At 67.8% G+C, this 11,847-nt stretch carries 9 protein-coding genes; all 9 read left to right on the forward strand.

All coding sequences use genetic code 11. The features are described 5' to 3' along the window. Nucleotides 1-38: 38 nt before the first annotated feature. Nucleotides 39-1,493 (forward strand): aldehyde dehydrogenase family protein, encoded by a 1,455-nt coding sequence (locus tag AC1DF3_RS06120; RefSeq protein WP_478139141.1) that lies wholly within the window; start codon nucleotides 39-41, stop codon nucleotides 1,491-1,493. Nucleotides 1,494-1,604: 111 nt separating this feature from the next. Continuing rightward, nucleotides 1,605-2,570 (forward strand): ABC transporter substrate-binding protein, encoded by a 966-nt coding sequence (locus AC1DF3_RS06125; protein ID WP_478139142.1) that lies wholly within the window; start codon nucleotides 1,605-1,607, stop codon nucleotides 2,568-2,570. Between the two features lie 67 nt (nucleotides 2,571-2,637). Beyond that, nucleotides 2,638-3,708, forward strand: coding sequence for a multiple monosaccharide ABC transporter substrate-binding protein (gene chvE / locus AC1DF3_RS06130; RefSeq protein WP_286523629.1), 1,071 nt, complete (start codon nucleotides 2,638-2,640; stop codon nucleotides 3,706-3,708). Nucleotides 3,709-3,763: 55 nt separating this feature from the next. After that, nucleotides 3,764-5,287, forward strand: coding sequence for a multiple monosaccharide ABC transporter ATP-binding protein (mmsA, locus tag AC1DF3_RS06135; RefSeq protein WP_286538059.1), 1,524 nt, complete (start codon nucleotides 3,764-3,766; stop codon nucleotides 5,285-5,287). Beyond that, nucleotides 5,277-6,488: a multiple monosaccharide ABC transporter permease gene (gene mmsB / locus AC1DF3_RS06140; protein WP_286538036.1), complete on the forward strand. Its 1,212-nt coding sequence runs from the start codon at nucleotides 5,277-5,279 to the stop codon at nucleotides 6,486-6,488. Before mmsA ends, mmsB begins: the two co-directional genes overlap by 11 nt. A gap of 1 nt (nucleotide 6,489) precedes the next feature. Continuing rightward, entirely contained in the window at nucleotides 6,490-8,013 is a 1,524-nt protein-coding gene (locus tag AC1DF3_RS06145) for a sugar ABC transporter ATP-binding protein (RefSeq protein WP_478139143.1), read from the forward strand. Then, nucleotides 8,010-9,053, forward strand: a complete 1,044-nt coding sequence (locus tag AC1DF3_RS06150) for an ABC transporter permease (RefSeq protein WP_478139144.1) — start codon at nucleotides 8,010-8,012, stop codon at nucleotides 9,051-9,053. The genes AC1DF3_RS06145 and AC1DF3_RS06150 overlap by 4 nt, the downstream gene beginning before the upstream one ends. Next, nucleotides 9,050-10,090, forward strand: coding sequence for a galactofuranose ABC transporter, permease protein YjfF (yjfF, locus tag AC1DF3_RS06155; protein ID WP_478139145.1), 1,041 nt, complete (start codon nucleotides 9,050-9,052; stop codon nucleotides 10,088-10,090). The genes AC1DF3_RS06150 and yjfF overlap by 4 nt, the downstream gene beginning before the upstream one ends. Nucleotides 10,091-10,099: 9 nt before the next feature. After that, the gene (locus AC1DF3_RS06160) at nucleotides 10,100-11,839 is read left to right on the forward strand and encodes an IlvD/Edd family dehydratase (protein ID WP_478139146.1); all 1,740 of its coding nucleotides are present in this window, start codon (nucleotides 10,100-10,102) and stop codon (nucleotides 11,837-11,839) included. Nucleotides 11,840-11,847: the final 8 nt, after the last annotated feature.

An 11,847-nucleotide genomic window follows, 5' to 3' on the forward strand; every position in this document is an offset into this window, starting at 1 on the left:
TGGAAAGATATGGGTGTGATTCCTAGACTCGCGTCACCGTGAAACGCAGCGAACTCCAACAGAAAGCCCGCCAGTACATCAATGGCCGTTGGGAAAGCGGTGTCACGACGGGCCTGAGCGAGAACCCGTCCGATACCCGCGAAGTGGTGGCCGAATACGCGCGGGCCGACCGCAGCCAGACCGAGGTGGCGGTCCGCGCCGCGGCCGATGCTTTTCCGCACTGGAGCCAGAGCACGCCGCAGCGGCGCGCCGATGCGCTCGACCAGATCGGCAGCGAGCTGCTGGCCCGGCGCGAGGAACTCGGCCTGCTGCTGGCGCGCGAGGAGGGCAAGACCCTGGCCGAGGCCGTCGGCGAGGCCGCGCGGGCCGGCCACATCTTCAAGTTCTTCGCCGGCGAGGCGCTGCGCGCGAGCGGTGGCGAGATGCTGGCTTCGGTGCGGCCGGGGGTGCAGGTCGACGTGACGCGCGAACCGCTCGGCGTGGTCGGGCTGATCACGCCCTGGAACTTCCCGCTCGCGATCCCGGCTTGGAAGATCGCGCCGGCGCTGGCCCATGGCAACAGCGTGGTGTTCAAGCCGTCCGAACTGGTGCCGGCCTGCGGCTGGGCGTTGGCCGAGATCATCAGCCGGGCCGCGCTGCCGGCGGGCACCTTCAACCTCGTGATGGGCAGCGGCCGCGAGGTCGGCCAGGCGATGGTCGACAGTGCGGGCGTGGACGCGATCAGCTTCACCGGCTCGGTCGCCACCGGCGAGCAGATCCTGCACGCCGCGACGCGGCGGCGGGCCAAGGTGCAGCTCGAGATGGGCGGCAAGAATCCGCTGCTGGTGCTGGCCGACGCCGATCTCGATCGGGCGGTCGACTGCGCCGTGCAGGGCGCCTACTTCTCGACCGGCCAGCGCTGCACCGCATCCAGCCGGCTGATCGTCGAGGGCGCCGTGCACGACGCCTTCGTGGCGCGGCTGCGCCACCGGCTGGCGGCGCTCAAGGTCGGGCATGCGCTGGAGCGCGGCACCGACATCGGCCCGGTGGTCGACCGCGCGCAACTGGCACAGAACCTGGCCGCCGTCGGCGCCGCGCGCGAGGAGGGCGCCGAGCACGTCTGGGGCGGTGAAGCGCTGCAGCGCGCGACGGTCGGCCATTACATGAGCCCGGCGCTGTTCCTGGCGCGGCCCGAGCACCGCATCGCGCGCGACGAGATCTTCGGTCCGGTGGCCTGCGTGCTGCGTGCCGACGACTACGACCATGCGCTGCAGATCGCCAACGACACGCCCTTCGGGCTCTGCGCCGGCATCTGCACCACTTCGCTCGCGCGTGCCATGCATTTCAAGCGGCATGCGAAGGTCGGCATGACGATGGTCAACCTGCCGACCGCCGGCGTCGACTACCACGTGCCTTTCGGCGGCCGCAAGGCTTCGAGCTATGGGCCGCGAGAACAAGGCCGGCATGCGGCGGAGTTCTACACCAGCGTAAAGACAGGCTACGTGCTTTCCTGAGACCTTGCGGGACAGATCAAGAAACTGCGCAGCAGTTTTTGCTCTGTCCTCAACCAATAACAAACAAGAGAACCAACAAGAGCCTTTTCACCACGCCAACCAGGAGACATCATGAAACTGAACCGTCGCACGCTCAATATCGCGCTCGCATCCGCCACGTTGTCCTCGCTGCTGCCGGCCACGGCCCTGGCGCAGAAGAAGCCGGTGCTCGGCTTCGCCCAGGTCGGCGCCGAAAGCGAATGGCGCACCGCCAACACCGAGTCGATCAAGTCGGCCGCGGCCGACGCCGGGGTCGAGCTCAAGTTCTCGGATGCGCAGCAGAAGCAGGAGAACCAGATCAAGGCGATCCGCTCGTACATCGCGCAGAAGGTCGACGTCATCGCCTTCTCGCCGGTGGTCGAGTCGGGCTGGGACACGGTGCTGCTCGAGGCCAAGGCGGCCAAGATCCCGGTGGTGCTGACCGACCGCTCGGTCAACACCAAGGACGACTCGCTCTATGTCACCTTCATGGGCTCGGACTTCGTCGAGGAAGGCCGCAAGGCCGGCCGCTGGCTGGTCGAGAAGGAAAAGGGCAACCCCGGCCCGATCAACATCGTCGAGCTGCAGGGCACGGTGGGCTCGGCGCCGGCGATCGACCGCAAGAAGGGCTTCGAGGAGATCATCAAGGCCGACCCGAAGTTCAAGATCATCCGCTCGCAGACCGGCGACTTCACGCGCGCCAAGGGCAAGGAGGTGATGGAAGCCTTCCTGAAGGCCGAGGGCAAGAAGATCAACGTGCTGTTCGCGCACAACGACGACATGGCGATCGGCGCGATCCAGGCCATCGAGGAAGCCGGAATGAAGCCGGCGCAGGACATCATCATCATCTCGATCGACGCCGTGAAGGGCGCCTTCGAGGCCATGATGGCCGGCAAGCTCAATGTCTCGGTCGAGTGCAGCCCGCTGCTGGGCCCGCAGCTGATGGCCGCGGTGGCCGACATCAAGGCCGGCAAGCCGCTGCCCAAGCGCATCCTGACCAAGGAAGGGATCTTCCCGATGGAAGTCGCCAAAGCCGAATTCCCGAACCGCAAGTACTGAGACCGCGCGCGGCGCCGTGCGACAGCGCAGCGCCGCGCGTCCGCAAATACAACTAGGAGACCTTCTCATGAAACGCACTTTCATCAAGACCCTGCTGGCCGGCGCCGCCCTGGGACTGTTCGGCCTGGCGCCGCTGGCACAGGCCCAGGACAAGGGCCTGGTCGCGATCTCGATGCCGACCAAGTCGTCGGCGCGCTGGATCGCCGACGGTTCGAACATGGTCAAGTACTTCAACGAGAAGGGCTACAAGACCGACCTGCAGTACGCCGACGACGACATCCCGAACCAGCTGGCGCAGGTCGAGAACATGGTGACCAAGGGCGCCAAGGTGCTGGTGATCGCGGCCATCGACGGCACGACGCTGTCGGACGTGCTGCAGAAGGCGGCCGACAAGGGCGTCAAGGTGATCGCCTACGACCGGCTCATCAAGGGCTCGAAGAACGTCGACTACTACGCCACCTTCGACAACTACCAGGTCGGGGTGCTGCAGGCCAGCTACATCGAGAACGCGCTCAAGCTCAAGGAGGGCAAGGGCCCCTACAACATCGAGCTGTTCGGCGGCTCGCCCGACGACAACAACGCCTTCTTCTTCTACAACGGCGCGATGTCGGTGCTCAAGCCCTATATCGACAGCGGCAAGCTGGTGGTGCGCAGCAAGCAGATGGGCATGGACAAGGTCTCGACCCTGCGCTGGGACGGCGCGGTGGCGCAGGCCCGGATGGACAACCTGCTGTCGGCCTACTACACCAAGGACCGGGTCGACGCGGTGCTGTCTCCGTACGACGGCCTGTCGATCGGCATCATCTCGTCGCTCAAGGGCGTGGGCTATGGCTCGGCGCAGCAGCCGATGCCGGTGGTGACCGGCCAGGACGCCGAGGTGCCGTCGGTCAAGTCGATCCTGAAGAAGGAGCAGACCTCGACCGTGTTCAAGGACACGCGCGAACTGGCGAAGGTGACGGTGGGCATGGTGGACGCGATGCTGGCCGGCAAGACGCCCGAGGTGAACGACACCAAGACCTACAACAACGGCGTCAAGGTCGTGCCGTCGTACCTGCTGAAGCCGGTCAGCGTCGATGCCTCGAACTGGAAGCAGACGCTGGTCGACAGCGGCTACTACAAGGAGAGCCAGATCAAGTAGGCCGGTGAACGGCGTGCGGGTGGAAGGAGCCACGGTGAACGATGTGATCCTGGAGATGCGCGGCATCACCAAGACCTTTCCGGGCGTGAACGCGCTGGACAACGTCAATCTCGCGGTGCGCGCGGGCGAGATCCATGCCGTGGTCGGCGAGAACGGCGCGGGCAAGTCGACGCTGATGAAGGTCCTGAGCGGCGTGTATCCCTGCGACTCGTACCAGGGCGAGATCCACTTCGAGGGCCAGCTGCGCCGCTTCAAGGACATCTCCGACAGCGAGAAGCTCGGCATCATCATCATCCACCAGGAGCTGGCGCTGGTGCCGCTGCTGTCGATCGCGGAGAACATCTTCCTCGGGAACGAGACGGCGCGCGGGGGCGTGATCGACTGGTTCGAGGCCTATGCCCGCACCCGCGCCCTGCTGGCCAAGGTCGGGCTCAAGGAGCCGCCGACGGCGCTGATCACCAACCTGGGCGTCGGCAAGCAGCAGCTGGTCGAGATCGCGAAGGCGCTCTCGAAAGAGGTCAAGCTGCTGATCCTCGACGAGCCGACCGCGAGCCTGAACGAGAGCGACAGCGATGCCCTGCTGCGCCTGCTGCTGGAGCTGAAGGCGCAGGGCATCGCGTCGATCCTCATCTCGCACAAGCTCAACGAGATCGCCAAGGTGGCCGATTCGATCACCGTGCTGCGCGACGGCGCGACCGTCGAGACCATGGACTGCCGCGGCGCGCCGATCAGCGAGGACCGCATCATCCGCGGCATGGTCGGGCGCGACATGGCGCACCGCTACCCGGAGCGCAGGCCGGACATCGGCGAGACCATCTTCGAAGTGCGCGACTGGCACGTGCACCACGCGCTGCACGCCGATCGCGAGCAGATCAAGGGCGTCGACCTGCACGTGCGGCGCGGCGAGATCGTCGGCATCGCAGGGCTGATGGGCGCGGGCCGCACCGAGTTCGCGATGAGCGTGTTCGGGCGCTCCTACGGACAGCGCATCAGCGGCTCGGTGCACATGCACGGCAAGGAAGTCGATGTGAGCACCATCCGCAAGGCGATCGACCACGGCATCGCCTACGTCACCGAGGACCGCAAGAGCGCCGGGCTGGTGCTGGAGGAGGACATCCGCAAGAACGTGAGCCTCGCCAACCTGGCTGCCGTCTCCGAGCGCGGGGTGATCGACGACGGCCGGGAGTTCAAGGTCGCGAACGACTACCGGCGCGCGCTCAACATCCGCTGTGCCGGCGTGGACCAGCGCGTGGTCAACCTCTCGGGCGGCAACCAGCAGAAGGTGGTGCTGAGCAAATGGCTGTTCGCCCAGCCCGAGCTGCTGATCCTCGACGAGCCCACGCGCGGCATCGACGTCGGCGCCAAGTACGAGATCTACACCATCATCGAACGGCTTGCGAGCGAAGGGAAAGGCATCCTCATGATTTCGTCGGAACTGCCCGAGCTGCTCGGCATGTGCGACCGCATCTACGTGATGAACGAGGGGCGCTTCGTCGCCGAGTTTCCGGCCGCAGAGGCCTCGCAGGAGAAGATCATGCGCGTCATAGTCGCTTCCGGGAGCAGCGTCCATGCCGCCTGAAGTCGAGGCCGTGAAGGCCGCCACCCACCTGGCGCCGGCGGCGCCCGGCGCCCACGCCGGCTTCCTCAAGAACAACCTGCGCGAGTACGGCATGCTGATGTCGCTGGTCGCGATCATGGTGCTGTTCCAGGTGCTGACCGACGGCACCCTGATGCGGCCGCTGAACCTCACCAACCTGCTGCTGCAGAACAGCTACATCGTGATCATGGCGCTGGGCATGCTGCTGGTGATCGTGGCCGGCCACATCGACCTGTCGGTGGGCTCGGTGTGCGGCTTCATCGGCGCGCTGGCGGCGGTGCTGATGGTCGAGTATGAATGGCACTTCGTGCCGACCTTCATCGTCTGCCTCATCGCCGGCGGCGCGATCGGCGCGGCGCAGGGCTGGTTCGTGGCCTTCTTCCGGATCCCGTCGTTCATCGTCACGCTGGCCGGCATGCTGGTGTTCAAGGGCCTGACCCTGGCGCTGCTCGCGGGCCAGTCGGTGGGCCCTTTCCCGGAGGCCTTCCAGAAGCTCAGCTCGGGCTTCGTGCCCGACCCGCTGGGCGGCGAGAGCCTGCGCTCCACCTCGCTGCTGCTCGGCGCGCTCGCCGCCGCGGCGCTGGTCTTCTTCAAGCTGCGCGGCCGGGCCAAGCTGGCCAAGCACGGCATGGAGACCGAACCCTACGTCTTCTTCCTCGGCAAGAACCTGTTCTTCGCCGCCGTCATCCTGCTGCTGAGCTACCTGCTGGCGACCTACAAGGGCCTGCCGAACGTGCTGATCGTGATGTCGGTACTGATCGTCGCCTACGACTTCGTCACCAACCGCACCACCGTGGGCCGGCGCATCTACGCGCTGGGCGGCAACGAGAAGGCGGCCCGGCTGTCGGGCGTCAAGACCCAGCGGCTGGCCTTCCTGACCTTCGTCAACATGGGCGTGCTGGCGGCGCTCGCCGGCCTGGTGTTCGCGGCCCGGCTCAACACGGCGACGCCGAAGGCCGGCCTCGGCTTCGAACTCGACGTGATCGCGGCCTGTTTCATCGGCGGGGCGTCGGCCTCGGGCGGCGTCGGCCGCGTGATGGGCGCGGTCATCGGCGCCTTCATCATGGGCGTGATGAACAACGGCATGTCGATCCTCGGCATCGGCATCGACTACCAGCAGGTGATCAAGGGGCTGGTGCTGCTGGCGGCGGTGTTCGTCGATGTCTACAACAAGAACAAATAGCATGGACATTTCAACCGGCGCGCCCGTGCTGCTGCTCACGGGCATCGACAAACGCTTCAACGGCGTGCCGGCACTGTCGGGCGTCTCGCTGCGCCTGCGTGCCGGCGAGATCCATGCCCTGCTGGGGCAGAACGGGGCCGGCAAGTCGACCTTGATCAAGGTGCTCACGGGGGTCTATGCGGCCGATGCCGGCGAGATGGCGCTGGCCGGCCAGCCGATCCGGCCGGACTCGCCGCTCGACGCCCAGCACCTGGGCATCAGCACGGTCTACCAGGAGGTCAATCTCTGCCCCAACCTGTCGGTGGCCGAGAACATCTTCGCCGGCCGCTATCCGCGTCGCGGCCCGGCCCAGGGCTGGCGCATCGACTGGGCCGCGGTGCACCGCGAAGCACGGGCGCTGCTGGCGCGGCTCGACATCGACATCGATGTCACGCAGCTGCTGTCGAGCTACTCGGTGGCGGTGCAGCAGATGGTGGCGATCGCGCGTGCGCTGGGCCTCTCGTCGAAGGTGCTGATCCTCGACGAGCCGACCTCGAGCCTGGACGACGAGGAAGTCAAGAGCCTGTTCGCGGTGCTGCGCCGGCTGCGGGGGCAGGGCCTCGCGATCCTGTTCGTCACCCACTTCCTGAACCAGGTCTATGCGGTGTCGGACCGCATCACGGTGCTGCGCAACGGCGGCTGGGTGGGCGAGTGGCCGACCGCCGATCTGGGACCGCAGGCCCTGATCTCGGCGATGGTCGGCCGCGAGTTCGCGGCCCAGGCGAGCGGCCATGCCGAACTGCCGGCGATCGAGGCCACGGCGCCGGCCCTGCTGGAGGCCGAGGGCCTGGGCCAGCGCGGGCAGCTGCAGCCGGTCGACTTGCAAGTGCGCGCCGGCGAGGTGGTGGGCCTGGCCGGCTTGCTCGGCGCCGGCCGCACCGAACTGGCCCGGCTGCTGTTCGGGCTGGCCAGGCCCGACCAGGGGCGCCTGCGCGTCGATGGCGTCGCGGTCGAGCTGGCGAGCCCGGCCGATGCCGTGAGGCACGGCATCGCGCTGTGCCCCGAGGAGCGCAAGACCGACGGCATCGTGGCCGAGCTGTCGGTGCGGGAGAACATCGCGCTGGCGCTGCAGGCGCGGCGCGGCGTGCGCAACACGCTGTCGCGCGCCGAGCAGGCCGCCTTGGCCGAGCGCTTCGTGAAGGCGCTCGGCATCAAGACCGCCAGCATCGAGACGCCGATCGGCCTGCTGTCGGGTGGCAACCAGCAGAAGGCGGTGCTGGCGCGCTGGCTGGCGATCGAGCCGCGGCTGCTGATCCTCGACGAGCCGACCCGGGGCATCGACGTCGCGGCCAAGCAGGAGATCATGGACGAGATCCTGCGGCTCGCACGCGGCGGCATGGCGGTGCTGTTCATCTCGTCCGAAATGAACGAGGTGGTGCGGGTGTCGCACCGCATCGCGGTGCTGCGCGAGCGGCGCAAGGTCGGCGAACTGCCGGGCGGCAGCAGCGAGGACGCGGTCTACGAACTGATCGCGGCGGAGACATGACGCAATCGTTCAAACACCGCCTCGCCTGGCCGCTGGTCACGCTGCTGCTGCTGCTGGCGATCAACGCGGCCTTCAACCCGAGCTTCCTGCATCTCGAATGGCGCAGCGGCCATCTCTACGGCAGCCTGATCGACATCCTGAACCGTGCCGCGCCGCTGGTGCTGGTGTCGCTCGGCATGACGCTGGTGATCGCCACCCGCGGCATCGACATCTCGGTCGGCGCGGTGGTGGCGATCGCGGCGGCCATCGCGGCCTGGATGATCGGCGGCTCGCTGGTGGTCAGCAATGGCGCGGCGGCGCAGGTGAGCCGCTTCCCGATGTGGCTGGCGATCGTGGGCGCGCTCGGCGCCGCGCTGGCCTGCGGTCTCTGGAATGGCCTGCTGGTCGCTCGCGTCGGCATGCAGCCGATCATCGCGACCCTGATCCTGATGGTGGCCGGGCGCGGCATCGCGCAACTGATCACCGGCGGGCAGATCATCACCATCTACTACGCGCCCTTCTTCTTCATCGGCAGCGGCTATCTGTTCGGGCTGCCGTTCTCGGTCTACGTCGCGGCCATCGTCTTCGCGCTGCTGTACCTCGCGATCACGCGCAGCGCGCTCGGCCTCTTCATCCAGGCGGTGGGCATCAATCCGGGCGCGGCCCGGGTCGCCGGCGTGCGGGCGCGCCGCATCGTGGTCGGCGCCTACATGTTCTGCGGCTTCTGCGCCGGCGTCGCGGGCCTGCTGATCAGCTCCAACGTCAAGAGCGCGGACGGCAACAACGCCGGCCAATTGCTCGAACTCGACGCCATCCTGGCCGTGACGCTCGGCGGCACCGCGCTCACGGGCGGGCGCTTCAGCCTGGTCGGCAGCGTGATCGGCGCGCTGATCATCCAGACCCTGACTTACGCGATCTATTCGCTCGGTGTGCCGCCCGAGATCAACCTGGTGGTCAAGGCGGTGGTGGTGTTCGTGGTGATGCTGCTGCAGTCGGCGGAGTTCCGGGCCTGTCTGCGGCAGCTGGCGGTGCGGCCGGCGCATGGGGGGGCGACGCGATGAGCGCGCTGGTGTCGAACGAAGCCGCGGCGGCCGATGGCGCGAACGCGGCGTCGCGCGGCCGGCCGGCCGGCGCGCGCTTCAATCCCAAATACCTGCCGCTGGCGGCGACGATCTCGCTGTTCATGCTGATGGCGACCCTGGGGTCGGTCTTCTACGACGGCTTCTTCTCGCCGCAGGTGTTCCTGAACCTGCTGATCGACAACGCCTTCGTGTGCATCGTCGCGGTCGGCATGACCTTCGTGATCCTGTCGGGCGGCATCGACCTGTCGGTCGGCTCGGTGATCGCGCTGACCACCATGGTCTCGGCCTCGCTGGTCGAGAAGCACGGCTGGAGCCCGGCGCTGGTGATTCCGCTGGTGCTGGCGATGGGCACGGCCTTCGGCGCCTTCATGGGCCTGCTGATCGAGCGCTTCCGGCTGCAGCCCTTCATCGTGACCCTGGCCGGCATGTTCCTCGCGCGCGGCCTGTGCTACTTGATCAGCATCGACTCGATCAGCATCACCAACGAGTTCTATGCCAAGGTCTCGCAGTGGCGGCTGCCGGTGTGGGGCGATGCCTCGCTGTCGGTGTCGGCGCTGATCGCGCTGGCGGTGGTGGCGCTGGCGGTGTTCATCGCCCACTTCACGCCCTTCGGCCGCGCGGTGTACGCCATCGGCGGCAGCGAGCAGTCGGCGCTGCTGATGGGCCTGCCGGTGCGCTCGACCGTGGTCGGCGTCTACACGCTGTCGGGCTTCTGCTCGGCGCTGGGCGGCGTGGTCTTCACCTTCTACATGTTGTCGGGCTACGGCCTGCATGCGATCGGCCTCGAGCTCGACGCCATCGCCGCGGTGGTGATCGGCGGCACCCTGCTCACCGGCGGGGTCGGCTACGTGGTGGGCACGCTGTTCGGCGTGCTCATGCTGGGCATCATCCAGACCCTGATCTCCTTCGACGGCACGCTGAGCTCGTGGTGGACCCGCATCGTGGTGGGCGTGCTGCTGTTCGTCTTCTGCCTGCTGCAGCGCCTGTTCACGGCGCGCGGCACCGGTACCCACTGAGGCCACGGCATGCCTGACACCCCGACCCGGAAGCTGCGCTCCGCCGAATGGTTCGGCCCGGCCGACAAGAACGGCTTCATGTACCGCAGCTGGATGAAGAACCAGGGCATTCCGGACCACGAGTTCGACGGCCGGCCGATCATCGGCATCTGCAACACCTGGTCCGAGCTGACGCCCTGCAATGCGCACTTCCGCAAGATTGCCGAGCACGTCAAGCGCGGTATATCAGAAGCAAACGGCTTTCCGGTCGAGTTCCCGGTGTTCTCCAACGGGGAGTCCAACCTGCGTCCGACCGCGATGCTGACGCGCAACCTCGCCAGCATGGACGTCGAGGAGGCGATCCGCGGCAACCCGATCGATGCCGTGGTGCTGCTCACCGGCTGCGACAAGACCACGCCGGCGCTGCTGATGGGGGCCGCCAGCTGCGACATCCCGGCGATCGTCGTCACCGGCGGACCGATGCTCAACGGCAAGCTCGAGGGCCGCGACATCGGCTCCGGCACCGCCGTCTGGCAGCTGCACGAGTCGATGAAGGCCGGCGAGATCGACCTGCACCAGTTTCTGTCGGCCGAGGCCGGCATGTCGCGTTCGGCGGGCACTTGCAACACCATGGGCACGGCCTCGACCATGGCCTGCATGGCCGAGGCGCTGGGCGCCTCGCTGCCGCACAACGCGGCGATCCCGGCGGTCGATGCGCGGCGCTACGTGCTGGCGCAGATGTCGGGCATGCGCGCGGTCGAGATGGCGCGCGAGGGGCTCACGCTGTCGAAGATCCTGACCCGCGAGGCCTTCGAGAATGCGATCCGCGTCAACGCGGCGATCGGCGGCTCGACCAATGCGGTGATCCACCTGAAGGCGATCGCGGGCCGGATCGGCGTCGCGCTCGAACTCGAGGACTGGACCCGCTTCGGCCGCGGCACGCCGACCCTGGTCGACCTGATGCCCTCGGGCCGCTTCCTGATGGAGGAGTTCTACTACGCCGGCGGCCTGCCGGCCGTGCTGCGACGCCTGGGCGAGCATGGCCTGCTGCCGCATCCCGGCGCGCTGACCGTCAACGGCCGTTCGCTTTGGGACAACGTGCGCGAGGCGCCGAGCTTCAACGACGAGGTGATCCGGCCGCTGGACAGGCCGCTGGTCGCCGATGGCGGCATGTGCATCCTGCGCGGCAACCTGGCGTCGCGCGGCGCGGTGCTCAAGCCCTCGGCCGCTTCGCCCGAACTGCTCAGGCACCGGGGCCGGGCGGTGGTGTTCGAGAATCTCGAGCACTACAAGGCGCGCATCGTCGACGACTCACTCGAGATCGACGCCAGCTCGGTGATGGTCTTGAAGAACTGCGGGCCGAAGGGCTACCCGGGCATGGCCGAGGTCGGCAACATGGGCCTGCCGCCCAAGCTGCTGCGCCAGGGCGTCAAGGACATGGTGCGGATCTCCGACGCCCGCATGAGCGGCACCGCCTACGGCACGGTCGTGCTGCATGTGGCCCCTGAAGCGGCCGACGGCGGCCCGCTGGCGGCGGTGCAGGACGGCGACTGGATCGAGCTCGACTGCGAGGCTGGACGGCTGCATCTCGACATCGACGACGCCGAACTGGCCGAGCGCCTGCAGGCGATCGCCGGCCGCGCCGCACCCGCGACCGGCGGCGGCTACCAGCGACTGTATGTCGACCATGTGCTGCAGGCCGACGAGGGCTGCGACTTCGATTTCCTGGTCGGCTGCCGTGGTGCGGCCGTGCCGCGGCACTCCCATTGAGCCGCGCG

The organism is Variovorax sp. 10N432, from assembly GCF_056394465.1.

What these genes read in the sequence shown, in the direction of transcription:
- AC1DF3_RS06125 (WP_478139142.1), top strand. Translation starts at nt 1,605, where the DNA reads ATGAAACTGAACCGTCGCACGCTCAATATCGCGCTCGCATCCGCCACG.
- AC1DF3_RS06150 (WP_478139144.1), top strand. Translation starts at nt 8,010, where the DNA reads ATGACGCAATCGTTCAAACACCGCCTCGCCTGGCCGCTGGTCACGCTG.
- yjfF (WP_478139145.1), top strand. Translation starts at nt 9,050, where the DNA reads ATGAGCGCGCTGGTGTCGAACGAAGCCGCGGCGGCCGATGGCGCGAAC.
- chvE (WP_286523629.1), top strand. Translation starts at nt 2,638, where the DNA reads ATGAAACGCACTTTCATCAAGACCCTGCTGGCCGGCGCCGCCCTGGGA.
- AC1DF3_RS06160 (WP_478139146.1), top strand. Translation starts at nt 10,100, where the DNA reads ATGCCTGACACCCCGACCCGGAAGCTGCGCTCCGCCGAATGGTTCGGC.
- mmsB (WP_286538036.1), top strand. Translation starts at nt 5,277, where the DNA reads ATGCCGCCTGAAGTCGAGGCCGTGAAGGCCGCCACCCACCTGGCGCCG.
- AC1DF3_RS06145 (WP_478139143.1), top strand. Translation starts at nt 6,490, where the DNA reads ATGGACATTTCAACCGGCGCGCCCGTGCTGCTGCTCACGGGCATCGAC.
- mmsA (WP_286538059.1), top strand. Translation starts at nt 3,764, where the DNA reads ATGCGCGGCATCACCAAGACCTTTCCGGGCGTGAACGCGCTGGACAAC.